This is a genomic window from Variovorax sp. HJSM1_2 (genome assembly GCF_049316285.1).
Taxonomy (GTDB): domain Bacteria; phylum Pseudomonadota; class Gammaproteobacteria; order Burkholderiales; family Burkholderiaceae_C; genus Rhodoferax_B.
Map to the genome: position 1 here is coordinate 1 of NZ_JBMOXA010000005.1, position 25,218 is coordinate 25,218.

Consider the following 25,218-nt stretch of genomic DNA (forward strand, 5'->3'; position numbering starts at 1 on the left):
ATCTGGGCAGCGCCGGTGATCATGTTCTTCACATAGTCAGCGTGGCCAGGGCAGTCCACGTGAGCGTAGTGACGCGTGGCGGTTTCGTATTCCACGTGAGCGGTGTTGATCGTGATGCCGCGTGCCTTTTCTTCAGGAGCTGCGTCGATCTGATCGTAAGCCTTGGCTTGGCCGCCGAACTTGGCCGCCAAAACGGTGGTGATGGCTGCGGTCAGCGTGGTCTTGCCGTGGTCGACGTGGCCAATCGTGCCAACGTTGACGTGCGGCTTGGTACGTTCAAACTTTTCTTTTCCCATTTTTTCGGCTCCGAAAAAAACAACTTAAATCAAACAACCAAACGCTGGTGTCTGTGTGCGGCACACCAAAGCGGAATAAATTTGGTGCCCTTTGCGGGAATCGGACCCGCGACCTCTCCCTTACCAAGGGAGTGCTCTACCACTGAGCCAAAAGGGCACTTACAAGTACTTTGTGCAAACCGCTTGCACAAACCCTGCATTCTTCGTATCGCTCGGCGCTCATGGAGCGGGAGACGGGAATCGAACCCGCGTCATTAGCTTGGAAGGCTAGGGTTCTACCATTGAACTACTCCCGCAAAGAAGTACCACAATGAGTAGCCTCCAAGCGTTGCATCCAAGCGCCGCCGATACTTTCAATTCTTTCGCATTCATCAACCAGGTTGATGGTGGAGAGGGCTGGATTCGAACCAGCGTACTCGTAAGAGGGCAGATTTACAGTCTGCTGCCATTAACCACTCGGCCACCTCTCCAGCGAACCTCGAAATATAGCACATTTTGGTGAATTGCCAAAATGACTTCATTTCGATTGGCGCCATTCTAGGCGATTTCGGAGCCGTTTCTGGCTGAGCGCTCAACTAAGTTGATTTCTTCTTGTCTTCTCAACCATCTTCACATTCATCTGCGCATCAAAGCCGCCAGTCCATGGTGATGCTCTGCTCCTGCAGCCAGGCTTGTGCCTGCAGGAAGTGACCGCAGCCGAGAAAAGGCACGGGTGGGCGGCTGGCCGACAGTGGTGAGGGGTGGTTGGATTGCAGTAACAGGGCTTTGCGCCCATGTTGCTTGGCGGTTTGCTCTATCAGCGGCGCTTTGGCTTGTGCGTGTGCGCCCCACAGCAGATAGACGCAAGCCGGCGCCTGGGCTGCGACGGCCGCCAGAATGCTGTCGGTGAAGATTTCCCAGCCTCGTTTTGCGTGGCTTGCGGGCTGCCCATCTTCCACTGTCAGGCTGGTGTTGAGCAGTAGCACGCCAGCTTCGGCCCAGGCCTTGAGTGAGCCGGTGGCGGGTAGTGCGGGCAGCAGCGCTTCTTTTTGCAGCTCTTTGAAGATGTTGCGCAGCGATGGCGGTGTTTTGACGCCTGGTGCCACCGAGAACGCCAAGCCTTCGGCCTGACCCGGTCCGTGGTATGGGTCTTGGCCGAGGATGACCACGCGCACCTTGTGCAACGGCGTGAGCGCCAGTGCACGCAGCGGGCTGGGTGGGTACACCACAGCGCCGTCGGTCAAGCGCTGGCTTACAAACGCGCCCAGTTGGCGCCCGGTGGGGCTGCTGAAAAAGGCGTCAACCGCAGCTTGCCAGTCGGCGGCAACTGGCCATTGTTCCGGCGCCCAGGTGCTGAGCCGCGGTGTTGACGACGGTTTTTCGGCTTCAGGAAAGTCAAAAGCCAAATTGGCCTGTGGGGCAGTCTGCATCAGTGGGGCATGCTCACAATTTCAAAGATCGAAAGATCAGTTTGTGCCAAACATCTCGGCCAGGGCCTCGCCTGGCTCGGCCACGCGCATAAACGCCTCGCCCACCAGGAAGGCGTGTACGTCGGCTTCGCGCATGCGCTGCACATCAGCCGCACCCAAGATGCCACTTTCGGTGACCAGGATGCGTTCCGCTGGAACTTCCTTGCGCAGGGCGAGGGTGGTGTCCAGCGTGACGTCAAAGGTGCGCAGGTTGCGGTTGTTGATGCCTATCAGCGGTGTCTTCAGTTTCAGCGCGCGTTGCAGCTCCGCGCCGTCGTGCACTTCCACCAGCACCGCCATGTCCAGCGTACGTGCGATGGCTTCCATCTCGGCCATTTGGGCGTCGTCCAGGATGGCGGCGATCAGCAAGATGCAGTCAGCGCCCATGGCGCGCGACTCGTAGATTTGGTAGGCGTCGATCATGAAGTCCTTGCGCAGCACCGGCAGTTGGCACGAGGCGCGCGCTTGCTTCAAATAGTCGACCTGGCCTTGGAAGAACTGGCGGTCCGTCAGCACCGACAAACAGGCCGCGCCACCCTCGGCGTAGCTTTGCGCGATGTCGGCCGGAATGAACTCGCCGGTGCGCAGCACACCTTTGGAGGGGCTGGCTTTTTTGACTTCGGCAATCACCGCCGCCTGGCCTGCAGCGATTTTGCTGCGGATGGCGCCGACGAAATCGCGCGTCAACACACGCGATTCGGCGTCGGCACGCATGGCCGCGAGGGAGGTGCGTTTCTGGGCGGCGGCAAGCTCTTGGCGCTTGACTTCAACGATTTGGTTCAGGATGTCGGACATGGTTCTGGATCTATTGGGGCGTTCGGCAGAGGAGGCCGTAGGGTACGGCAGATGCCCCAATTAGATCATTGCCCGAGAGCCTGAGATCAACTCAGTTTGACGACCTGCCCTAGCGCCAGTGATTGCGCCGCCGCGTCCGCCAGCTTTTGCGCCGCCACGCCATCGGCAATGCTGGTGCGAAACGGCGCGCCGGACTGCAGGCACTCAAAGAAGTGTGTGATCTCCAGCCGGTAGGCATCGCGGTAGCGCTGCAGGAAGAAGTTTTCCGGCGTGTCGGCGCGCACACCCTTGGCGTCGGACTGCACCACCTCGCTGGGGCGGTGGTTGCCGCATTGCAGCATGCCGGTGGAGCCCAGCACCTCAAAACGCTGGTCGTAGCCGTAGGCGGCGCGGCGCGAGGTGTTGATTTGCGCCAGGCGGCCGGCCTTGGTGCGGATGGTGACGGCGGTGCAATCGATGTCGCCGACGGCAGCGATGGCCGGGTCGGTCAGGCACGAGCCGGTGGCGTGCAGGGTGTCAGCCTCGTCGCCGTCCACACACAGAATCCAGCGGAAGATGTCGAAGTCGTGGATCAACATGTCGCGGAAGATGCCGCCCGAGGCCTTCAGATATTCCGCTGGAGGTGCACCGGGGTCGCGGCTGGTGACGACCAGCATCTCGGGCGTGCCAATCTCGCCCCGGTCCAAACGGCTGCGGGCTTCGTTGAAGGTGGGATCAAAGCGTCGCTGAAAGCCAATCATGCAGGCCACGCCAGCGGCTTTCACCGTGTCGGCACAGGCCTGTGCGCGAGCGACGGACAAGTCCACCGGCTTCTCGCAAAAGATGTGTTTGCCGGCGTGGGCGGCGCGGGTGATCAGGTCGCTGTGGGTGTCGGTGGACGAAGCGATGGCCACCACGTCAATCGACGGGTCGGCAAACGCCGCGTCTACGCTGCTGACCTGCGCGCCGTGTTGGCCCGCCAGGTCTGCCGCTGCAGCCGTAGCAGGGTCGCACACATATTTGAGTTGAATGCCCGGCAGGGCGGCGAGGTTGCCCGCGTGGATGCGGCCGATACGGCCTGCGCCAAACAGTGCGACGTTTTTCATTTCTTTTGTCTCCGTTGATGTGTTTGTTGTTGGAAATTTAGAGTTCACGAACCGGGCCACCCGCGATGGGGGGAACAGGGGTGTAGGCCAGTTCGGTCTGGTAGGCCAGCGCGATGAACAGGCTCTGCGCCAGGCACATGGTGTTGGTCAGTGCGCGAAAGCCAAACGTAGCGCTCTCGGGCACCACCAGCGTGGCGCTGGACAGATCGGCCAGTGGGCTCATCTGGCTGTCGGTGATGGCGATCAGGCGCGCACCCGCGGCCACGGCCGCTTGGGCGCACTGCATAGACTCTTCGGCATAGGGCGAGAAGCTCACCACCACCATCACATCGTCCGGCCCCAGGCCACGTAGCTGGCCTTCGCTCATGCCGCCCAGGCCGGACAGCAGTTCAATACGTTTATCGGTGTGCTGCAGTGCGTACACCAGATAGGTCGCCACAGGAAACGATCGGCGCGAGCCAGCCACCCAGATGGTGGGCGCCTCGACCAGCATGGCCACCGCTTCGTCGAACACCGTGCTGTGCAGGTCGCGTTGCAACTCCTGCATGCCGGCGATGCTGCCGCCTATGAACTCGTGCGCAATGTCGGCGCTGGACAACTGTCCTTGCGCGGCCTCAATCAGGCTGCGGATGCGGGCCTGGTAGTCGCGGTTGGGCGCAATCTGTTTGGCAATGCCATCGCGAAAGATCTTCTGCATCTCGGTATAGCCCGAGAAGCCGAAGTGTTTGGCAAACCGGATCACCGCCGAGGGCTGCACACCGCAGCGCTCGGCCACATCCTGGATGCGGTCCAGTCCGATGTGGTCGCGGTGCTGTTCCACATAACGCGCAATCACCTTGAGCTGACGGCTCAGCGAGTCGAACGCTTCGCGAATGGACTGCAGCAATTGCTCGGCGGGGGAGACCTCGGGGAGCTTGGTTTTAGGGGCCGCTGCAGTGCGCTTGCGCTCTGTGGGCTTGGCAGGCCGTGCGCTGGAAGGCTTGAGCTTGGTCAACGGTGCGGCTCCTGCTGAAGTTAGAAAACAGAAAAAATATTCTAAGTGTTTTTTCTAATGCAACTATTTTCGGTTCTGTCACGCTTTGGACATTATTTTTCGCGACCATAGCCGAGCCGCAGGATTGCACCACGCTGACGTGTCAGTCCTGTGGCAATGCCCATGGGGCAAACCGCTTAGTGTCATTTTTCAGAGTTCAGCAGATTCCAGTAAGGCGCCTCAGTCCATGCCCACCCAACCGATGATTTCCGTGCGCGGCCTGCGCGTGGCCTATGGCGCGAATGAAGTGCTCAAGGGTATTGACCTGGACATCGAGCCCGGCCGCTTTGTTGCACTGCTGGGGGCTTCGGGTTGTGGCAAGACCACGTTGCTGCGCACGCTGTCGGGTTTTAACGCGGCAGCGGCCGGCAGCATTACCGTCAAGGGCCGCGACATCCTGGCAGAGCCACCCGAGCGTCGTGGCATGGCCATGGTGTTCCAGTCGTACGCGCTGTGGTCACACATGAACGTGGGGCAGAACATGGGTTACGGCCTGAAGCTGCGCAAGGTGGCCCCGGCCGAGATTCGGCGCCGTGTCGGTGCCTTGCTCGACATGCTGGGTTTGGCCGGTTTTGAGGACCGCCCGGTCACCGCCCTGTCCGGTGGCCAGCGCCAACGCGTGGCGCTGGGGCGCGCGCTGGCGGTGGAGCCTGAAATCCTGCTGCTGGACGAGCCTCTGTCCAACCTCGATGCGCGCATCCGCCTGCAGATGCGCCACGAAATCCGCTCCATCCAACGCCGCCTGGGCCTCACCGCCATTCTGGTGACACACGACCGCGAAGAAGCCATGGTGATGGCCGATGTGGTGGTGGTGCTCGACCAAGGCAAGATCGCGCAGATTGGCTCGCCCGAAGACGTTTTCCAACGGCCCGCTTCGCCCTACGTGGCCTCGTTCATGGGGGCTGAAAACATCATCGATTGCCAGGCCTTGCGCCAGGGGGACGGTGTGGTGTTGCAGGTTCCCGCGTCAGATGGTGTGCCTCAAACGCGTATCGAGAGTGTCCACGTGGCCGATGCCGAGCGTGTGGTCTCGGGCGCGGTGCAAGTGCATTTCCGCAGCGAACGCGCCTCTTTGCAATTGCAGCAATCCGAGCCGAATGGCGCTCTGCAACTGCCGGGCCGTATCAGCCAGGTGAGCTACCTGGGTGGTGGCTACCGCTGCGAAGTGGCCACGTCCAGCGGCAGCTTTTTTATCGATCACCCCAGCGCCGTACCACACGGCGCCGAGGTCACCGTATGTGTGCCCGCAGACGCCTTGCACGTCTACCCGCGCGATCCGCAACGTGTGGCGGCGGCACACGTTTGATCCAGGTTTGATTTTCGAAACTTTTTGACTGACTTATTTCCTGAAGGAGTTTTCATGAAGAAGATGCACCGTTCCGTGGCGATGTCCATCGCCATTGCCCTGGGTTCCTGGGGCGGCCTGGCCCAGGCGCAAACCACGCTGAACGTGATCAGCGGTGGCTCGCAGAACATGGTCGACTACATCACCGACTACCTGGGCCCGCTGTTTGAAAAGCAGAATCCCGGTGTGAAGGTCAGTGTGGTCGGCACCGGCCCGGATGACGCGGGCTCGCAAAAGATGTTGGAGAAGCTGCAGGCGCAAAAAAGCGCGGGTGTGGCCACATGGGACACCGATGTGGTCATCCCCAACCAGCAGAAAACCGGCGAGATGGTGCAGGAAGGCCTGCTGATGAAATACCGCGACAGCATTGCCACCGGCAAATATGCGGTCAGCCAGTCGGCCAAACAAGCGCTGGGTGTGAACGTCGATGGCTACGTGATGCCTATGTTCGAGAGCCAAACCGCCATCGCCTACAACCCCGACCTGGTGAAGAACCCACCCAGCTCGTACGACGAAATGCGCGCCTTCGTGGCCAAGAACCCCAAGGCCTTTGGCTACAACGGTTTGAAGAACGGCATGTCGGGTGTGGCCTTTATCGTGGGCTGGATGTACGCCTACGGCGGCAACCCCGACGTGGTGCAGCAGGGGCCGTACGACGCGAAGAACTCGGCTGGTTGGAAGAAGGCCTTTGCCGACCTCAAAACCTTCAACCAGCAAGTTGTCTTCACCCCAGGCAACGCCGGCACACTCGACATGCTGAACCGTGGCGAAATCGCCATGGGCCCGGTGTGGGTCGACATGTTCCAAAGCTGGAAGGCCGAAGGCCGCCTGGCGCCGAATCTGCGCCTGAAGATCTTGTCGCCCGGCATGCCTGGCCAGCCTTATTACTACGCCATTCCCGCCAAGGCGAAGAATGTTGACCTGGCCAAGAAGTTCATTGCGCTGGCCACCAGCCCCGAAGTGCAGGCAGAAGGCATAGTCAAGCGTTTCAACTGGTACCCCGGCATCGATGCCAACGTGGTCAAGCCCGCACTCGACCCCAAGGTGTGGAACGCGCTGTTTGTTGACATTACACCGGCTGAACTGGCAAAGAACGGCAAGCCCTTCCCACTCGCGCCTTACTTCAAAGACCTGCGCGAACAATACGAAGCACAAGTTCAGAATTGATTGTGATCAAGCCTAGCGGGGACACCCCCATGCGCAGGCTGGGTCTGGCGCTGCTTCTGATGGCGCCGGCCGTGGTCATGGTTGGCCTGCTGTTTGTCTACCCTTTGCTGGTGTCACTCGCCTTTGCGTTCCGCAACGAGTCCACCGGCACCTGGGACCTGAGCAACTTCAACAAAGCCTTCGCGCTGTATGGCGGCGACATCGCCTTGACCGCGGGTGTCACCGTGTTGTCGACGGCGCTGGTCGGTGTGTTGGCGATTGCCATTGCGGGCTACCTCACGCTGGGCGAGAACCCGCGCGCCGTGTCGCTGCTGCGCTGGATCTACCGCTGGCCGCTGTTTATTCCGTTTGTGGTGGCGGCGCAGTTGATGCGTACCTTCCTGGCGAAAAACGGCATGCTCAACAACGCCTTGATGTCGCTAGGTGTGGTCGACCCCCTGCACGCCATCAGCCTGCTTGATTGGCGCGGTGTGGTCATCACTTTTGTGTGGAAGCAACTGCCGTTTGCCGCGTTGTTGATCAGTGGCGCCATGGCTTCCATGGACCGCTCGATGATCGAGTCCGCGCGTGGCCTGGGCGCGGGGCGCTTGCGCATTTTGTTGGAGATCGTGGTGCCGCAAGTGCAGTCCACCGTGTTTGTGGCCTTGATTCTGTCGTTTGTCACCATGCTTTCTGCGCTGTCTGTGCCCATGATGCTGGTCGCCGGTTCACCCACCTTGCTGACCGTGGACATGGCCTGGCGCGTCAACTCCTATGGCGACTACGGCGTGGCCAACGCGCTGGGTTTTGTGTCGTTTGCCATGAGTGGTGTGGCGGCCTGGTTTTACCTGCGCCAAGGTATACGTGAAGGAGGCAAGCCGCGATGAGTTTGTCGACCGCACTTTCTTCCTTGCCCCCTTTGCATAGGCACAGGTTCCGTTTGCCGCCAGCGCTGGGCGGCATCTTCCGTGGCCTGTTGATTGGCCTGCTGGCGGTGGCCATCTTCGGCCCGCTGCTGAATATGCTGATCTGGACCGTGGCCGAAGCCTGGTACTTCCCGGCCAAGCTGCCGGTGCGCTGGGGTTTTGCGTTCTGGACCAAGGTGTTCCGGCCCGAAGCCGGTGCCATGCAGGCCTTGTGGACCAGCCTGGTGATTGCCGTGCTCACCGTGCTGCTGAGCCTGGCCATCGCCATTCCGGCCGGTTACGCGCTTTCCAAACGCGACCTGCCGCTGCGCAGCCTGTTCCTGCTGTTCTTCCTGCTGCCGCAGGCCTTCCCCACCATTGCGGTGCACCTCAACATCGCGCGCATCTTCTACGGCCTGGGGCTTACCGGCACCATTCCGGGGGTGATGCTGGTGCACGCCATCCAGGGCCTGGTGTTTGCGGTGTGGATCGCTTCCGCCACCTTTGCCGCCATAGGCACCGAGCAGGTGGAGGCTGCGCGCAACCTCGGCGCATCACCCTTGCGCGCGTTTTTGACGGTGTCGCTGCCGCTGGCCGCGCCGGGCCTGATGGCCAGCGCCATCTTTGTGTTCCTGATCTCGCTCGATGAGTTCTCCGGCACCTTTTTTGTGGGTGTGCCCAATGTGCGCACGCTGCCACTCACCATGCTCAACGCCGCGCTGGAAGGCAACTACCAGATCGCCTCGATCACCGCGCTTTTGTTATTGGTGCCATCGGTGTTGTTCATGTTGTTTGTCGAGCGCTTTTTGAAGGCTGACGTGTTGTCGGGTGTGGGCAAATGACGCCGGCCTATTCCATCTGGCTCATGCCCGGCGCTGCAGATGCGGCCATGCTGCAGGCGCTGGTGCACGAACTGGCGCCGCAGTTTGGCCAGCCCAGCTTTGTGCCCCACATCACCATCCAGGGCGACCTGGAGTTACCGCTGGAGACGGTGGTGGCGCACACGCGCCAACTGGCCGCCACGTGCTCGGCGCAAACCTGGCCGGTGTTAGACGTGCAGCGCAGCGACTTTTTCTTTCGCTGCCTGTTTTTGCGTTTTGCCGACCAGGCCGTTTTTGACGGACTGCAGCAACAGTCGCAAGACTTGTCTGGCACGGCACAGGGCTTGTCGCCTTATCCACACATCAGCCTGGCTTACGGCCAGGTGCAGCCGCAACAACTGGCCCTGGTCGATACGCTGCGCGCGCGTTTTATGGGCCGCAGCATCCACTTCGACCATCTCTCGGTTTGCCTGTCGTCCAAAGACACACCGATTGCCGACTGGCGCTGTGTGTTCGACGCGCCCCTGGCCCATCTCTGAGACGGGTCACCCAGGTGGGCTGTCATTTTTTCAAAATTAGAATATATTTTCTAATGGAAAACACGATGAAAAATTGCATGCGTGTTCGGTAAGCTGTAGGCCAAGCCGCCTCAACCTTCCACCATTTCACCCTCATGACCGCAAACCTGTCCATCCCCTCCGGCCGCCGTTTCGATCTGGCCTGCCTGGGCCGCCTGGCGGTCGACCTGTATGCGCAGCAAGTGGGTGCCCGGCTGGAAGATGTGTCCAGCTTTGCCAAATACCTGGGTGGCAGTTCGGCCAATATTGCGTTTGGTGTGGCGCGCCTGGGCTTGCGCGCCGCGATGATCTCGCGTGTCGGCGACGAGCAGATGGGCCGTTTTCTGCAAGAGACACTGGCGCGTGAGGGCTGCGACATCTCGCAAATCCAGCTTGACCCGCAGCGCCTCACCGGCCTGGTGTTGCTGGGCCTCAAAGACCGCGATACCTTCCCGCTGCTGTTTTACCGCGAAAACTGTGCCGACATGGCCATAGACGCCCAGCAGCTGGACCAGGCTTTTATCGCCCAATGCCGCGCCTTGCTCATCACCGGCACACACCTCAGCGCGCCCACGGTGCGCGAGGCGTCCACGGTGGCGCTGCAATACGCGCAGAAACATGGCGTTTTGCGTGTGCTGGACATCGACTATCGTCCGGTGCTGTGGGGGCTGACCAAACGCGGCGAAGGCGCCAACCGTTTTGTGGCCGACGCGGCGGTCACCGCGCAACTGCAGGCCATGTTGCCCCAGTTTGACCTGCTGATCGGCACAGAAGAAGAGTTTTTGATAGCCGGTGGTGTGGCCGGCGACCTGATGGCCTCGCTGCGCGCCGTGCGCCAGGTCACGCCCGCCGCACTGGTGGTGAAGCTCGGTGCGGCGGGCTGCTGTTTTATCCCTGGCGCCGTGCCGGCCAGCATTGAAGAGGCCGAGACCGTGCGCGGCGAGCGCATCGAGGTGATGAACGTCTTGGGCGCGGGCGATGCGTTTGCTGCGGGGCTGATGAGCGGCTTCTTGCGCGGCCAGCCGTTTGCCGAAGCCGCCGCCACCGCCAATGTGTGCGGCGCCATCGTGGTGTCGCGCCACGCCTGTGCACCGGCCATGCCCACACCCGAAGAAATTGCGCATTGGCTCAGCGGCCAGCGCAACCCCAAGGTTGATGCCGACCGCCAACTGGCGCACCTGCACCGCACTACCGCCGCGCGGCAGGCCTGGCCGTCGGTCAATGTGATGGCGTTTGACCACCGCAGCCAGTTTTTTGACATGGCGCGTCATGCCGGTGTGAGTGAAACCCGCATCCCAGCGTTGAAGAAGCTGCTGGTCAAAGCCTACGCGCAGGTGGAGCACGCGCGCCAATTGCAGGGCCGTGGTGGTGTGCTGGTCGACGGTGGCGACTACGGCGCCGATGCACTGGCCAGCGCCACCGGGCGCGGCTGGTGGGTGGGCCGTCCGGTGGAGCTGCCCAGCTCGCGCCCGCTGCGTTTTGACGGCACACGCTCCATAGGCAGCACGCTGCACCAGTGGCCGGCCGAGCAGGTGGTGAAGTGCCTGGTGCACTACCACCCCGACGACGCCCCCGAGCTGCGGCTGGAGCAGGAGCTGAAGCTGGCCGAGCTGTGGGAGGCCACACGCACCAGCGGCCACGAGTTGCTGCTGGAAGTGATCTGCCCCAAGGCCATGACGCCAGCCGGCACCGAAGACGCGGCCGTGCTGCGCTCGGTGCAACGCATCTACAACCTGGGCATTCGGCCCGAATGGTGGAAACTCTCGCCCATGAGCGAGCCCGGCTGGGCGGCCTTGGCGCAACTGGTGACCGCGCGTGACCCCCAATGCCGTGGCGCGGTCATCCTCGGGTTGAACCAGCCGCTGCAGGAGTTGGCGGCGAGTTTTAGCCAAGCGCAAAACCCCATAGTCAAAGGCTTTATGGTGGGCCGCTCGCTCTGGGCCGCACCCGCGCAGCAATGGCTTGCCGGCACGCTGGACGATGCCGGCCTGGTGTCGCAGGTGGCGCGTAATTTTGAAATGCTGGTCGATGCCTGGCGTGCCAGCCGCCCACACCAAGGTGCGTAAAGGCGACTAAAGGTGAGTAAGAGCATGCAAACCAAAAGCCCCACGCAGCGCCTGACCATGGCCCAGGCGCTGGTGAAACACCTCAGCGCGCTGCAGATCGAAATGGCCGACGGCAGCCTGCAGCCCTATTGCGCCGGTGTGTTTTCGATTTTTGGCCACGGCAATGTGGCCGGTATTGGCGAAGCCCTGTGGGCCGAGCGCGCCGCACTGCCCACGCTGCGCGCGCACAACGAGCAGGCCATGGCGCATGCGGCCATCGCCTACGCCAAAGCGCAGTTTCGTCAGCGCATCATGGCCGTCACCACCTCCATAGGTCCGGGCGCCACCAACCTGGTGACAGCGGCCGCGCTGGCCCATGTCAACCGCCTGCCGGTGTTGCTGCTGCCGGGTGACAGCTTCAGCTCGCGCGCGCCAGACCCGGTGCTGCAGCAACTGGAAGACTTTCAACACGGCGACGTGAGCGTGAACGATGCCTTCCGCCCCGTCACGCGTTACTTCGACCGCATCCAGCGCCCCGAGCAAATCCTCAGCGCGCTGCCGCGCGCCATCCAGGTGATGACCGACCCCGCCAACTGTGGCCCGGTCTGCCTGGCTTTGCCGCAAGACGTGCAGACCCAGGCATTTGATTGCCCCACGTCCTTCCTGGCGCCCAGCACCGTCTACTTCCGCCGTCCGCCTGCCGATGTACGCGAGTTGCAGGCGGCGGCCAGCTTGCTGCGCAGCGCGCAGCGCCCGTTGATGGTGGTCGGTGGTGGTGTGCTCTACAGCCAGGCCTGGGATGGGCTGCGCCAGTGGGCCGAAGTATTTGGTGTGCCGGTGGTCGAAACCCAGGGCGGCAAAAGCAGCCTGGCCTGGGATCACCCGCTCAACGTGGGGGCCATTGGTGTCTGTGGTGCGCCCAGTGCCAATGCGCTGGCGCGTGAGGCCGATGTGGTGCTGGCGATTGGCACACGTTTGCAAGACTTCACCACGGGCTCGCACAGCCTGTTCAGCGCCGCGCGCATTATTGGCCTCAACGTGCAGCCTGTGGATGCGGCCAAGTGGGGCGGCACCAGCCTGGTGGCCGATGCGCGTGTGGGCCTGGCTCAACTGTTCGAAGCGCTGAAGGGCTGGCGCGCCGATGCCGCGTGGACACAACTGGCAAAAGTGCGTGGCCAGCAGTGGCGCGAGCGTGTGACGCAGATCACCAGCACCACGCTGCTGGAAAAGGACAAGAGCTTGCTGCCTTATGACGCCGAAGTGATTGGCGCCGTGCGTGATTCATCACCCAGCAGCGACACCCAGGACGTGGTGGTCTGCGCCGCTGGCACCTTGCCGGCCGAGCTGCAAAAGCTCTGGCGCGCCGCTGGCCCCGGCAACTACCACATGGAATACGGCTACTCGTGTATGGGTTACGAGATTGCCGGTGGCCTGGGCGTGAAACTGGCGCGGCCGCAGCAAGAAGTGATTGTGATGGTGGGTGATGGCTCCTACCTGATGATGAACTCCGAGATTGCCACCTCGGTGATGCTGCAGCAAAAGCTCATCATCGTGGTGCTAGACAACCAGGGCTTCGGCTGCATACAGCGGCTGCAACTGGCCTCGGGCGGTGCCCGCTTCAACAACATGCTGGACGACTGCACACCCGAAGCTACGCCCGCGCCACGCATAGATTTCGCCATGCACGCGCGTAGCCTGGGCGCGGATGCCGTGTATGTAGCCAACGTCGCCGAGTTGAAGACCGCCATGGCGGCCGCACGCGCCGCCAGCAAAACCCAGGTGCTGGTGATAGACACCACACACACCCGCACCACCGAAGACGGCGGTTGCTGGTGGGAGGTGGCGATACCCGAGGTGTCGGAGCGTGCCGAGGTGGCACGCGCCCTGGACCACTATCTGACCGCCAAAAAAGAACAACGGCTTTGAATCCATTCTTGAAAGATCTCTCATGACCTGGAACGTGCGCATTGGCGTCAACCCCTTGAGCTGGATGAACGACGACCTGCCGTCGCTCGGCGGCGAAACACCGCTAGAGACGGCGTTGTCTGAAGGCAAGGAAATCGGCTACGAAGGTTTTGAGCTGGGCAATAAATTTCCCAAAGACGGCCCGGGCCTGAAAGCCAAGCTCGACGCGTTTGGTCTGGCCTGTGTGTCTGGCTGGTACTCGGGCTTTCTGGGCGAAGACACGGTCGAAGCCGAAGTGCAACGCTGCCGCGCCCACATGGAAAAGCTGCAGTACAACGACGTCAAGGTGGTGGTCTACGGCGAATGCGCCGGCACCATACAGGGCAACATCGACACACCTCTGCACAAACGCCCACGCTTCGCCAGTGATGCTGCTTGGCAGGCCTATGCCGAGCGCTTGAATGCCTTTGGCGCCCACCTGCTGTCCACCTACGGCATCAAGCTGGCCTACCACCACCACATGGGCGCGTACGTCGAGTCGCCCGAAGACGTGGACCGTTTGATGGAACTGACCGACCCCGCCAAAGTGGGCCTGCTGTTTGACACCGGCCATGCCTACTTCGGCGGCGCTGTAGACGCCAACAGTTTGCTGCAGCGCCACGTCAAACGTGTGGTGCACGTGCACTGCAAAGATGTACGCCCCAAGGTCATCAGCCAGGCGCGCAACGACGGCTGGAGTTTTTTGAACAGCGTGTTGTACGGCGGCTTCACCGTGCCGGGTGATGGTGTGATCGACTACCAAGCGGTGTTGCGCAGCTTGCACGCCGCTGGCTACGAGGGCTGGCTGGTGGTCGAAGCCGAGCAAGACCCGGCGGTGGCACCCAGCTACGCCTACGCAAAGAAGGGTTTCGACACCCTGCGTGCCTTGGTCGACGGCATCAACGCATCTTCGAAAGGAGCCTGAGATGGTCAGCCCCTTGCTCGCCAAAGCCGCCCGCGAAGGGCGCGAGATTGTCAATGTGACACCAGCGCGCGCCGGTTGGCACTACGTGGGTTTCCGCGCCCTGCGTTTGAAAGCCGGTGAAGTGGAGACGCTGTTAACCGGTGCCGACGAGTTGTGCATCGTGGTGCTCACGGGCACGGTGCAGGTGGCCGTGGACGGCCAGAGGTTTGAACATCTGGGCCAACGCAACAGCGTGTTCGACGACCTGCCGCCCGCCGCCGTGTTTGTGCCGCGCGAACAAACGGTGTGTATCACCGCCGAGCGTGATGCCGAGGTGGCGCTGTGCACCGCCCCGGCCGATGATCAGCCGCGCCAAGCCCGCCTTATCGATTCGGCCGGGATGCGCCGCAGCGTGCGCGGCGCGGGCAGCAACACGCGTTATGTGTGCGACATCTTGCCGCACGACGACCCCGGTGCCGCCCATCTGCTGGTGGTGGAAGTGATCACGCCGGCCGGCCATTCGTCCAGCTACCCGCCACACAAACACGACCAGGAAACCCCGCCCACCGAGACGCAGCTGGAAGAGACCTACTACCACCGCCTGAACCCGCCGCAAGGCTTTGCGTTCCAGCGTGTCTACACCGACGACCGCAGCCTGGACGAAGCCTGCGCCGTGGAAGACCACGACGTGGTGATGGTGCCGCGTGGTTACCACCCGGTGGTGGCGCCGCACGGCTACGACCTGTACTACCTCAATGTGATGGCCGGGCCGAATCGGTTCTGGGTCTTCAAGAACGACCCGGCACATGAATGGATGCTGGCCAACCCACCTTTGCCTTTTAAAAAATGAACAAGCTACTCCAATCCATTGAAGACATCGTGCGCGGCGCTGGCGCGTTGATGCGTGAGGCGTTTAATGCCCCCGACCGCCCGGCGTATTCCCTCAAAGGCCGGCAGGACTACCTGACCGAAACCGATGGTGCGGTAGAGCGTTATGTGCGCGCGCAGATAGAAAAACACTTTCCCGGCGAGGCGGTGCTGGGCGAAGAAGACGGTGGCGACGTCAGCGCCACGCGGCTGTGGATCGTCGACCCCATAGACGGCACGGCCAACTTCGCGCGCCAGATGCCACACTTCTGCATCTCGCTGGGCCTGTTGGTGGATGGTCAGTTGGAGGCCGGTGCCATCTACGCGCCCATGGCCGATGAGCTGTTCATCGCCCAGCGCGGCCAGGGCGCCTGGTGCAATGGCAAACGCATGCAGGTCAGCCCGGTAGCGAAGATGAGCGAGTCGTCTATCGAGGTCGGCTGGTCGGCACGGCAACCCGCATCGGTGTTCATGGATTATGTGCAACACGCCATGGACGCGGGCTGCTCGGTGCGCCGCGCGGGCTCGGGTGCCCTGGGTTTGGCCTACGTGGCGGCGGGCCGCTCCGAGGCTTATGTCGAAGGCCATATCAACGCCTGGGACGTGGCGGCCGGTCTGTTGCTGGTGACCGAAGCCGGTGGCCATGTCAACAACTTCTGGACAGCCAACGCCGTGAGCCAAGGCAATGCCGTGCTGGCCACCAATGCGGCATTGGCCAAGGAAATCAGTGTTTTAACGGGTGTTGACTTGCGAACATAGGACTACGCTGGTGTGGTGCGTTCGGGTGAGTGGGTCGTGGATAAATTCAAAAGAGAAAGAGACAAAACCATGAAGATTCTGAACATCAAAATGCTGGCGCTTGCTGCTGTGGCGGCGGGCACGTTTGCCGCCCCCTCTGCCTATGCGGCAGAAGAGCTGGTGGTCTACTGCAATGTGCAGGAGGAGTGGTGCCGCCCCATGGTGGCAGCGTTCGAGAAGGCCACCGGCATCAAGGTGTCGATGACGCGCAAGAGCTCGGGCGAGACCTACGCACAAATCAAGGCCGAGGCCGCCAATCCGCGTGGCGACATCTGGTGGGGCGGCACGGGCGACCCGCATTTACAAGCCGCTGAGGAGAACCTGACCGAAGCCTACAAATCGCCCAAGCTGGCTGATTTGCAACCTTGGGCCGTGAAGCAGGCCGAGGCCTCGAAGTTCCGCACCGTGGGCATCTACGCCGGTGCGCTGGGCTTCAGCTACAACACCGACGAGTTGAAGAAACGCAAGCTGTCCGAGCCCAAGTGCTGGGCTGACCTGACCAAGCCCGAGTTCAAAGACGAAGTGCAGGTGGCCAACCCCAATTCTTCTGGCACCTCGTACACCATGCTGGCCACGCTGGTGCAGATCATGGGTGAAGACAAGGCCTTCGACTACATGAAGGCACTGCACCGCAACATCAACCAGTACACCAAGTCGGGTGCCGCCCCGGCGCGCGCCGCAGCCACGGGCGAGAGCCTGATCGGCATCACCTTCCTGCACGATGCCGTGACCCACGCCGTGGCGGGCGCCCCTGTGAAGGTGGTGGCGCCCTGCGAAGGCACGGGTTACGAGATTGGCAGCATGAGCATCATCAAGGGTGCGAAGAACATGGCCAACGCCAAGAAGTGGTACGACTGGGCGCTGACGCCCGAGGCCCAGGCGATTGCGGTGCAGGCCAACTCTTACCAGGTGCCATCGAACAAAAGCGCCAGCTCGCCACCACAGGCGCCAAAGCTGCAGGACATCAAGCTGATCGACTACAACTTCGCCAAATACGGTGCTTCGGCCGAGCGCACACGCCTGCTGACCAAGTGGGACAAAGACGTTGGCGCGCTGCCTAAATAAGCGCCGCGCTTGGTTTCCCTGACGCCTACCACGCCCATTAAGTGCGTACTCTGACATCTCCCGCTGCGGCGGGTGAGCGGTCGTTTTCCGACCCCTATGGCTGGTTGTTGACGCTGCTTGCCGTCGGCACCGGATTCCTGTTGCTGCCCTGGACGTCCTCGTCCGGGTATGTGGCCGCCGCCTGTCTGCTGGCGGGTGTGGCCAGCTGGTACGCCACGCGTAATGGCGCCTTTAAAAGCGACGCCACCATTGCCGGCACGGTGTGTGTGATGTCGCTGTTGCTGCTCATCTTTGTGGTCTACCCCATAGGCCGCATGTTGATGGCCGCGTTTGTCAACGAACAAGGCGCATGGGTGCTGGGCACGGCCATGTCGCGTTTTTTGAACGAAGACGTGTGGGGTGTGGGCTGTCTGGCAGGCAATGTGCGCTGTGGTGTGGCCATCAACTCCATGGTGTTGGCGATTCTGGCCGGGCTGGGCAGCACCTTGTTTGGTTTTGCGCTGGCGCTGCTGGCCGAGCGTGGTGGCCAGAGGTTTCAGTCGTCGCTGCGCATCCTGTCCATCCTGCCGGTGGTCACGCCGCCGTTCGTCATTGGCCTGGCCATCATCATTTTGTTTGGCCGCACGGGTGTGGTCACGCAGTTGCTCAGCGACTGGTTTGCGATTCCGCGTTCACGCTGGATCTACGGCTTGCCGGGTGTCTGGCTGGCGCAGGTCGTGTGTTTCACGCCGCTGGCGTTCCTGCTCATCAGTGGTGCTTTGCGCTTGGTCAGCCCAACGCTCGAAGAGGCCGGGCAGGTACTGCGCGGCACACGCTGGCATGTGTTCCGCACGGTGACGTGGCCGCTGGTGCGCCCGGCGATTGCCAACGCCTTCCTGCTGGGCTTTGTGGAAAGCCTGGCCGACTTTGCCAACCCGCTGGTGCTCTCGGGCAACTTTGAAGTGTTGTCGACCAAGATCTTCTTCGCCATTGCCGGGGCACAGCACGATGCTTCACGTGCGGCCATTCTGGCGTTGACCCTGTTGTTGCTCACGGTCAGTGTGTTTGCCTTGCAGCAGCGTTGGCTGGGCACGGCCTCTTACACCTCGGTCGGCGGCAAGGGCGACAGCGGTGTGCCCGCGCCATTGCCCACGGGTGTGAAGTGGGCCGCCATCGCCTTGGTGGCGCCATGGGCGCTGCTCACCGTGGTGTCCTACGGCATCATCCTGCTCGGTGGTGTGGTCAAGGACATTGGCCGGTTTGACCTCACACCTTCGCTGGCGCACTTTGCCACCGGCTTTGGCATTGACTGGGGTGTGGGCGGGCTGGTGTTCACCGGCTCGGCCTGGGACAGCCTGTTCACCACGCTAGGCGTGGCGGCCGTGGCCGCACCCGTCACCACCGCGCTGGGGGTGCTCGGCGGTTATGTGGTGAGCCGGCATGTTTTTGCCGGTCGACGCACCTTCGAGTTCTTGACCATGGTGAACTTCGCCGTGCCCGGCACGGTGATTGGTGTGGCCTACATCGTGGCCTTCAACGTGCCGCCGCTGGAATTCACCGGCACCTTCGCCATCATTGTGTTGTGCCTGGTGTTCCGCAACATGCCCGTGGGTGTGCGCGCCACGGTGTCGGCCTTGTCGCAGCTAGACCGCTCACTGGACGAAGCCTCCAGCACGCTGCGCGCGAGCACTTCGCGCACCTTCTTGCGTGTGGTGATCCCGCTGCTGCGCCCGGCTATCATCGCCAGCCTGGTGTTCAGTTTCACCCACGCCATCACGGCAGTGAGTGCGGTGATCTTCCTGGCCACGGCCAAACACAACCTGGCCACGGTCTACATCGCGGGTCGGGTGGAGGTCGGCGAATACGCGTTGGCGATTGCTTACTCATCCGTGCTGATCGTGATCATGCTGTTCTGCGTGTTGATGATCCAGCGGCTGGTGGGTACGGCCAACATTGGGCGGCGGCCTGTTGCGGCAGCTTAGCTTTAGCGTGATTGAAAAGAAGAAAGACAGAGACATGAGCCAAGCACCGGTAGCCGTAGAGTTCAAGCAGGTCGTTAAACGCTTCGGCAAGGTGGTGGTGCTGCCCGCACTCGACCTGAGCATCGCCAAGGGTGAGTTGGTCACGCTGCTTGGCCCCTCGGGCTGCGGCAAGACCACGCTGCTGCGGCTGATCGCCGGACTGGAGCTTCCCTCAGAAGGCAATATTCGCATCAACGGGCGTGATGTGACCGGAGTCTCGGCCAACCAGCGCGACGTGAGCCTGGTGTTCCAGTCGTACGCGCTGTTCCCGCACATGACGGCGCTGGAGAACGTCTGTTACGGCCTGCTGGCCTCGGGCATGAAAAAGCCGCAAGCGATTGAACAGGCGCAAGCCAAGATGGAGCTGCTGGGCATTGCCGATCTGGGCGGGCGCCTGTCGTCGCAGCTCTCGGGCGGGCAGCAACAGCGCGTGGCCGTGGCGCGTTCGCTGGTGCTGGAGCCGGCGGTGCTGATGTTTGACGAGCCACTGTCCAACCTGGATGCCAAGCTGCGCCGCAAAGTGCGCCAGGATATTCGCGACCTGCAGCAGAACCTGAACCTCACCGTGGTCTACGTCACACACGACCAGGAAGAAGCGCTGGCCGTGTCCGACCGCATCCTGGTGATGGAGAAGGGCCGCATCGCCGCGATGGGCGGCCCGCGCGATTTGTACGAAGCGCCGTCCACGCGCTTCATCGCCGACTTCATTGGTGACGCCAACCTGATCAACGGCGAGTTGGTGGTGGCCAATGGCCAGCATTTTTTCCGCGCCGAAAACGTCGATGTGCCGGTGTTGCCGCCCAATGGCATGGCCAGCGGCCCGGTGGCGCTGGCCATACGGCCGCACCGCATCCGCCTGGGCGAAAGCGAGGGCGCCGTGTTGCCCGGCCAGGTGCTGCGCCAAGCCTACCTCGGCAGCCGCATGGAAAGCCTGGTGGCCACACCCTTGGGTGAGCTACTGGTGTTCAGTGATGCGCTGCAAGCCGTGGCCGGCCCAGGGCAAAAGGTAGGTGTGCATTTCGCGCCTGCTGATGCGCGTATCACCGCCAGATAGCGCTGTCTAAGCGCCATCGGGTCTTAGCGCTGGCTGGCCTCGACCAGCGCCGCCAGCTTGGCGCGGGCCGCGCCCGATTCGATGGCCTTGCGCGCCAGCGCAAAACCAGCGGCCATGGAGTCGGCCACGTTGGCCGCGTAGAGCGCGGCACCGGCGTTCAGGATCACGATGTCGCGTGCGGCGCCATGGGTGTCCTCCAGCACGTCCATCAGCATGGCACGTGATTGCTCGGGTGTCTCCACGCGCAACGCACGGTTGCTGGCCATGGTCATGCCAAAGTCTTCGGGGTGGATTTCGTATTCGGAAATCTCACCGTCTTTCAGTTCACCGACGATGGTGCCGGCCCCCAGGCTGACTTCGTCCATGCCGTCTTTGCCGTAGACCACCAGTGCGTGTTCGGCGCCCAGGCGCTGCAGCGCGCGCACCTGAATGCCCACCAAGTCCTGGTGGAACACACCCATCAAGATGTTCGGCGCGCCGGCCGGGTTGGTCAGCGGGCCCAGGATGTTGAACAGGGTGCGCACACCCATTTCCTTGCGCACCGGCGCCACGTTTTTCATGGCGGGGTGGTGGTTGGGGGCAAACATAAAGCCCACGCCGACCTCGGCAATACATTGCGCAATACGTTCGGGCGAGAGGTTGATGTTCACGCCCAGGCTTTCCATCACGTCGGCACTACCGCTTTTGCTGCTGACGCTGCGCCCGCCATGTTTGCTGACCTTGGCGCCCGCGGCCGCTGCGACAAACATGCTGCAGGTGCTGATGTTGAAGGTATGCGAGCCGTCGCCGCCGGTGCCCACGATGTCGACCAGGTTACGTGTATCGGCCACATGCACCTTGGTGGAGTATTCACGCATCACTTGCGCGGCGGCGGTGATCTCGCCAATGGTTTCCTTCTTCACGCGCAGGCCGGTCACGAGGGCGGCCGTCATCACCGGCGACATCTCGCCGCTCATGATCATGCGCATGATGTGCAGCATCTCGTCGTGGAAGATTTCGCGGTGTTCTATGGTGCGCTGCAGTGCTTCCTGCGGCGTGATCTTGTGGCTGTTGGACATGCGGGTCTCCTTGATTTTTAACGGGTGGGCTGGTCGGTGAAGGCCAGCTTCAGGCCAAAGCCAATAAACATGGCGCCGGCGGCGCGGTCCAGCCAATGCATGCCGCGCTGCATCACGCCGGAACGTTTGGCCATCCAGGCGGCGGTGAGCGCCCAGCCCACGTTGATGAACATGCCGTTGAAGTTGAACAAGCTGCCCAGCAGCAAAAACACCAGCGAGGTGTTGGTCGTGCCCGGGGCGATGAACTGCGGCACAAAAGCCAGGAAGAACAGCGCCACCTTGGGGTTGGAGGCATTGGTCCAGAAGCCGCCCATGAAAATGGGCTTGAGGGCTGTTGCGCTGGTTGGTTTTGCGGCGGTTGTTCTCAAATCTGCGTTTGCAGACTGGGCTGCGGGCGCGCGGCTGAACAACATGCGCACGCCTACCCACAGCAGGTAAGCCGCACCCACCCATTTCAAGACCGTGAACGCCGTGGCCGACGCGGCCATCAAGGCGCTTACCCCCAGCGCTGCGGCGAAGATGTGCACAAAGCAGCCAGCGGTAATGCCCAGGCCCGCGACAATGCCCGCACGTGCACCCGAGCGCAGGCTGTGCGTCACGATGTAGAGCACGTCGGGCCCGGGTGTCAGGTTGAGCAAAAGACCGCTGGCAATGAACAGCAGCAGGTGTTGCAGGTCAGGCATGGAAGAAGCTCCTAATGGCCTGGGTTGCGCGGTCTATACCGGCGCTGTCCACATCCAGGTGCGTGACGAAGCGCAGCTCATACAAGCCCAGGGCCAACACACCCTGGGTTTTGAGATGCTCTAAAAGTTCAGGTCCACGTGTCCGCGCCGCACCGGTCAACTGCACAAACACCATATTGCTCTGTGGTGCCTGCACCTCCAGCCCGGTGATGCCCGCCAGGCCCTCGGCCAGTCTTTTGGCGTTGGCGTGGTCAATAGCCAAACGGTCGACGTGATACTCCAGCGCGTGCAGCGCCGCCGCGGCCAATACACCGGCCTGGCGCATGCCGCCGCCGACCATCTTGCGGATGCGGTGTGCGCGCTGTATGAAGTCGCGGCTGCCGCACAACACCGAGCCCACAGGTGCGCCCAAGCCTTTGCTGAAGCAGACCGAAACACTGTCGAAGTTGCCGACGATGCGCCTGGCCTCGGTGCGCACGGAGGCGCCGGTCAACGCGGCTTGCGCTGTGGCGGCATTGAACAAACGTGCGCCATCCAGGTGGCGCGCCAGGCCACGTGTCTGCGCCAACTCCGTGGCTTGCTGCAGCGCATCGAATGGCAGCAGCTTGCCGCCTATGGTGTTCTCCAGTGCCAGCAAACGTGTGCGCGCAAAGTGTGCGTCGTCGGGTTTGATCGCGGCTTCGATATCGGCCAGGGCCAGCATGCCGTCGGCCTGGTGCGTCAGGGGTTGGGGTTGCACACTGCCCAGCACCGCCGCGCCACCACCTTCCCAGCGGTAGCAGTGCGCCATCTGGCCAACGATGTATTCGTCGCCGCGCTGGCAGTGCGCCATGATGGCGCACAGGTTGCTTTGTGTGCCTGTGGGCACCAACAGCGCGGCCTCAAAACCCAGTTGTTCGGCCAGCGTGTGCTGCAGCGTGTTGACCGTAGGGTCGTCGCCAAACACGTCGTCGCCCAGCGGCGCGTCGGCCATGGCGGCTTGCATGGCGGCGCTGGGACGGGTCACGGTGTCGCTGCGCAGGTCAACAATCTTCTCGGCGAGCTTGTGCATTAAAAGTGGCTCCTGGGCAGGGTGGTCGGGCGTGAGCAGCTATGTATTTTGTAGAGCAGCGGCTTATGCAGCCGGGCGTTCCAGAAAGTTCTTCAGCAGGGCGTGGCCGTGTTCTGTGAGTATGGATTCGGGGTGGAACTGCACACCCTCGATGTCCAGCGTCTTGTGGCGCACACCCATGATCTCGCCATCATCGGTCCACGCCGTGACGGCCAGCACCTCGGGGCAGGTGGCGCGCTCAATCGCCAGCGAGTGGTAACGGTTCACCACAAATTGCTCCGGCAGATTGGCAAAAACGCCTTGCTGCGTGGTGGTGATGCGGCTGGTCTTGCCGTGCATCAATTGCTGCGCACGGATGATGCGCCCGCCAAAGGCCGCACCAATCGCTTGGTGGCCCAGGCACACACCCAAAATCGGCAGCTTGCCAGCAAAGTGTTCGATGGCTGCCACCGACACACCGGCCTCTTTGGGCGAGCAGGGCCCTGGCGAAATCACCAGCCGATCGGGTTGGCGCGCGGCGATTTGTTCTATGGTGATTTCGTCGTTGCGGTAGACCTCGACCTCGGCTCCCAACTCGCCAAAGTATTGGACGATGTTGAAGGTGAAGCTGTCGTAGTTGTCGACCATCAGCAGTTTGGTTTTCTTTGCCATGATGTGTGTCCTTACCGCTTATTCCAGACCTTCTTCGACCAGCTCCGAGGCACGCAACAACGCGCGCGCCTTGTGCTCGGTTTCTTTCCATTCCAGTTCGGGCACCGAATCGGCGACCACGCCGGCTGCCGCCTGCACGTACAGCGTCTGGTCCTTGATGATGCCGGTGCGTATGGTGATGGCCACATCCATGTCGCCCGCGTAGCTCAGGTAGCCGCAGGCGCCGCCGTAGTGGTTGCGCTTGGTGGGCTCAAGCTGGTCTATCAGTTCCATGGCGTGCACCTTGGGTGCACCGGTCAGTGTGCCGGCAGGGAAGGTGGCTTTCAGCACGTCGATATTGCTCATGCCGTCTTTGAGCAGGCCTTCGACGTTGCTCACGATGTGCATCACGTGGCTGTAGCGCTCCACGGCAAAGGCTTCGGTCACCTTCACGCTGCCGATCTTGGCGATGCGGCCGATGTCGTTGCGCGCCAGGTCGATCAGCATCACGTGTTCGGCGCGTTCCTTAGGGTCGTTGATCAGCTCTTTTTCAACTTCGAGGTCGCGCACCGGGTCGGCGGCGCGTGGGCGCGTGCCGGCCAAGGGGCGGATGGTGACCTTCTGGCCTTCGCTCGTGGCCTCCTGGCGCACCAGGATTTCGGGCGACGCGGCGACGATGTGGAAGTCGCCCATGTGGTAATAAAACATGTAGGGCGAGGGGTTCAGCGCGCGCAGCGCGCGGTACAGCGACAGCGGTGACTCGGTAAACCGCTTCTTGATGCGCTGGCCAATCTGCACCTGCATGAAGTCGCCACCGGCGATCAACTCCTTGGCGCGTTCCACGGCCGCGATGTAGTCGGCCTTGGCAAAGTCGCGCTCGGCGGGGTAACTTTGCGTGGCTTTGACGCTGGGTGCGCTGACCGAATACTTCAACTGCTCTTTCAGCGCGCGCAGGCGCTTCTTGCCGTTGGCATAGGCCTCGGGCTGCGTCGGGTCGGCGTAGACGATGAGGTAGAGCTTGCCCGAGAGGTTGTCGATCACCGCCACCTCTTCACACAGCAGCAGCATGATGTCGGGGCAGCCCAGGCTGTCGGGCGGGCATGAGTTCTCCAGCTTCTTCTCGATGTAGCGCACCGCGTCGTAACCAAAGTAGCCCGCCAGGCCACCGCAGAAACGCGGCATGCCGGGGCGTATCGCCACCTTGAAGCGCTTTTGGTAGGCGGCAATGAATTCGAGTGGCGTGGGGTAGTCGGCGGTGGTGGCGGTTTCGATCACCACGCCGTCCTGCACCACTTCGGATGTGGCGTCGGCGCCAAAACCCTGGCAGCGCACAAAGGTGCGCGCCGGCAGGCCGATGAAGCTGTAGCGGCCAAAACGCTCGCCACCCACCACCGATTCCAGCAGGAAGCTGTATTTGCCGCCGTCTTTGGCGTAGGCCAGTTTCAGGTAGAGCGAGAGCGGGGTTTCCAGGTCGGCAAACGCCTCGGCGATCAAGGGGATGCGGTTGTACCCGTCCTGGGCCAGGCTTTTGAATTCGAGTTCGGTAATCACGGAAATACCTTTTGAGAGTAGGCCCGGCGGAGCTGTGTAAGAGCCGGGCCAACAGCACGGAGTGCTGCGTTCATTCAAGCAATGCCTTGCCTTGGGTCACGTTGGACGAGGGGCTAGGCGTGGGCGCACGGGGTGGC

The 25,218-nt window shown here is 62.3% G+C and carries 23 protein-coding genes and 3 tRNA genes; 13 read left to right on the top strand and 13 right to left on the bottom strand.

Annotated features, from left to right (window positions below; genetic code table 11):
- The 8 genes from ACFQ95_RS06845 to ACFQ95_RS06880 form a co-directional block, all read right to left on the bottom strand.
- Positions 1 to 296: GTP-binding protein (locus ACFQ95_RS06845; RefSeq protein ID WP_422830098.1), on the bottom strand; the 296-nt coding region annotated here is incomplete at its 3' end.
- 82 nt (positions 297 to 378) lie between these two features.
- A tRNA-Thr gene (locus ACFQ95_RS06850) sits at positions 379 to 453 on the bottom strand.
- A gap of 65 nt (positions 454 to 518) precedes the next feature.
- A tRNA-Gly gene (locus ACFQ95_RS06855) sits at positions 519 to 592 on the bottom strand.
- An 88-nt stretch (positions 593 to 680) separates the two neighbouring features.
- Positions 681 to 766: transfer RNA gene (locus ACFQ95_RS06860), tRNA-Tyr, on the bottom strand.
- A gap of 156 nt (positions 767 to 922) precedes the next feature.
- Positions 923 to 1,705, bottom strand: coding sequence for a uracil-DNA glycosylase (locus tag ACFQ95_RS06865; RefSeq protein ID WP_422830099.1), 783 nt, complete (start codon positions 1,703 to 1,705; stop codon positions 923 to 925).
- A 36-nt stretch (positions 1,706 to 1,741) separates the two neighbouring features.
- A complete protein-coding gene (gene trpC / locus ACFQ95_RS06870; protein WP_422830100.1) occupies positions 1,742 to 2,539 on the bottom strand; it encodes an indole-3-glycerol phosphate synthase TrpC in 798 nt (265 codons plus the stop codon).
- Positions 2,540 to 2,625: 86 nt separating this feature from the next.
- Positions 2,626 to 3,624, bottom strand: coding sequence for an inositol 2-dehydrogenase (iolG, locus tag ACFQ95_RS06875; RefSeq protein ID WP_422830101.1), 999 nt, complete (start codon positions 3,622 to 3,624; stop codon positions 2,626 to 2,628).
- Positions 3,625 to 3,661: 37 nt separating this feature from the next.
- Positions 3,662 to 4,618, bottom strand: coding sequence for a MurR/RpiR family transcriptional regulator (locus ACFQ95_RS06880; RefSeq protein ID WP_422830102.1), 957 nt, complete (start codon positions 4,616 to 4,618; stop codon positions 3,662 to 3,664).
- A 226-nt stretch (positions 4,619 to 4,844) separates the two neighbouring features.
- Here ACFQ95_RS06880 and ACFQ95_RS06885 point away from each other — a divergent pair, with 226 nt between their 5' ends.
- From ACFQ95_RS06885 to ACFQ95_RS06945, 13 genes are all read left to right on the top strand, one after another.
- Positions 4,845 to 5,963 (top strand): ABC transporter ATP-binding protein, encoded by a 1,119-nt coding sequence (locus tag ACFQ95_RS06885; protein ID WP_422830103.1) that lies wholly within the window; start codon positions 4,845 to 4,847, stop codon positions 5,961 to 5,963.
- A gap of 54 nt (positions 5,964 to 6,017) precedes the next feature.
- The gene (locus ACFQ95_RS06890) at positions 6,018 to 7,169 is read left to right on the top strand and encodes an extracellular solute-binding protein (protein WP_422830104.1); all 1,152 of its coding nucleotides are present in this window, start codon (positions 6,018 to 6,020) and stop codon (positions 7,167 to 7,169) included.
- Between the two features lie 29 nt (positions 7,170 to 7,198).
- On the top strand, positions 7,199 to 8,035 hold the full coding sequence (locus tag ACFQ95_RS06895; RefSeq protein ID WP_422830105.1) for an ABC transporter permease: 837 nt from the start codon (positions 7,199 to 7,201) through the stop codon (positions 8,033 to 8,035).
- Complete coding sequence (locus ACFQ95_RS06900; protein ID WP_422830106.1) at positions 8,032 to 8,895, top strand: ABC transporter permease; 864 nt, start codon at positions 8,032 to 8,034, stop codon at positions 8,893 to 8,895. Before ACFQ95_RS06895 ends, ACFQ95_RS06900 begins: the two co-directional genes overlap by 4 nt.
- Positions 8,892 to 9,413, top strand: a complete 522-nt coding sequence (locus ACFQ95_RS06905) for a hypothetical protein (protein ID WP_422830107.1) — start codon at positions 8,892 to 8,894, stop codon at positions 9,411 to 9,413. Before ACFQ95_RS06900 ends, ACFQ95_RS06905 begins: the two co-directional genes overlap by 4 nt.
- Before the next feature lie 134 nt (positions 9,414 to 9,547).
- Entirely contained in the window at positions 9,548 to 11,497 is a 1,950-nt protein-coding gene (locus ACFQ95_RS06910) for a bifunctional 5-dehydro-2-deoxygluconokinase/5-dehydro-2-deoxyphosphogluconate aldolase (protein ID WP_422830108.1), read from the top strand.
- Positions 11,498 to 11,521: 24 nt separating this feature from the next.
- The gene (gene iolD, locus ACFQ95_RS06915; protein WP_422830109.1) at positions 11,522 to 13,402 is read left to right on the top strand and encodes a 3D-(3,5/4)-trihydroxycyclohexane-1,2-dione acylhydrolase (decyclizing); all 1,881 of its coding nucleotides are present in this window, start codon (positions 11,522 to 11,524) and stop codon (positions 13,400 to 13,402) included.
- 22 nt (positions 13,403 to 13,424) lie between these two features.
- Positions 13,425 to 14,345: a myo-inosose-2 dehydratase gene (iolE, locus tag ACFQ95_RS06920; RefSeq protein WP_422830110.1), complete on the top strand. Its 921-nt coding sequence runs from the start codon at positions 13,425 to 13,427 to the stop codon at positions 14,343 to 14,345.
- A 1-nt stretch (position 14,346) separates the two neighbouring features.
- Complete coding sequence (gene iolB / locus ACFQ95_RS06925) at positions 14,347 to 15,174, top strand: 5-deoxy-glucuronate isomerase (RefSeq protein WP_422830111.1); 828 nt, start codon at positions 14,347 to 14,349, stop codon at positions 15,172 to 15,174.
- A complete protein-coding gene (locus tag ACFQ95_RS06930; RefSeq protein WP_422830112.1) occupies positions 15,171 to 15,950 on the top strand; it encodes an inositol monophosphatase family protein in 780 nt (259 codons plus the stop codon). The genes iolB and ACFQ95_RS06930 overlap by 4 nt, the downstream gene beginning before the upstream one ends.
- Before the next feature lie 69 nt (positions 15,951 to 16,019).
- Positions 16,020 to 17,054: an ABC transporter substrate-binding protein gene (locus ACFQ95_RS06935; protein ID WP_422830113.1), complete on the top strand. Its 1,035-nt coding sequence runs from the start codon at positions 16,020 to 16,022 to the stop codon at positions 17,052 to 17,054.
- 41 nt (positions 17,055 to 17,095) lie between these two features.
- Positions 17,096 to 19,015, top strand: a complete 1,920-nt coding sequence (locus ACFQ95_RS06940; RefSeq protein WP_422830114.1) for an ABC transporter permease — start codon at positions 17,096 to 17,098, stop codon at positions 19,013 to 19,015.
- Between the two features lie 34 nt (positions 19,016 to 19,049).
- Positions 19,050 to 20,108, top strand: coding sequence for an ABC transporter ATP-binding protein (locus tag ACFQ95_RS06945; protein WP_422830115.1), 1,059 nt, complete (start codon positions 19,050 to 19,052; stop codon positions 20,106 to 20,108).
- Positions 20,109 to 20,131: 23 nt separating this feature from the next.
- Here ACFQ95_RS06945 and trpD read toward each other — a convergent pair whose 3' ends face one another.
- The 5 genes from trpD to ACFQ95_RS06970 form a co-directional block, all read right to left on the bottom strand.
- Positions 20,132 to 21,166 (bottom strand): anthranilate phosphoribosyltransferase, encoded by a 1,035-nt coding sequence (gene trpD / locus ACFQ95_RS06950; protein WP_422830116.1) that lies wholly within the window; start codon positions 21,164 to 21,166, stop codon positions 20,132 to 20,134.
- A 17-nt stretch (positions 21,167 to 21,183) separates the two neighbouring features.
- Positions 21,184 to 21,849 (bottom strand): LysE family translocator, encoded by a 666-nt coding sequence (locus ACFQ95_RS06955; RefSeq protein ID WP_422830117.1) that lies wholly within the window; start codon positions 21,847 to 21,849, stop codon positions 21,184 to 21,186.
- Positions 21,842 to 22,900, bottom strand: a complete 1,059-nt coding sequence (ltaE, locus tag ACFQ95_RS06960; RefSeq protein ID WP_422830118.1) for a low-specificity L-threonine aldolase — start codon at positions 22,898 to 22,900, stop codon at positions 21,842 to 21,844. Before ltaE ends, ACFQ95_RS06955 begins: the two co-directional genes overlap by 8 nt.
- 63 nt (positions 22,901 to 22,963) lie before the next feature.
- Positions 22,964 to 23,551 carry an anthranilate synthase component II gene (locus ACFQ95_RS06965; protein ID WP_422830119.1) on the bottom strand — a complete coding sequence of 196 codons (588 nt, stop codon included), beginning with the start codon at positions 23,549 to 23,551 and terminating at the stop codon, positions 22,964 to 22,966.
- Positions 23,552 to 23,569: 18 nt separating this feature from the next.
- Positions 23,570 to 25,081: an anthranilate synthase component I family protein gene (locus tag ACFQ95_RS06970; protein WP_422830120.1), complete on the bottom strand. Its 1,512-nt coding sequence runs from the start codon at positions 25,079 to 25,081 to the stop codon at positions 23,570 to 23,572.
- Positions 25,082 to 25,218 lie beyond the last annotated feature (137 nt).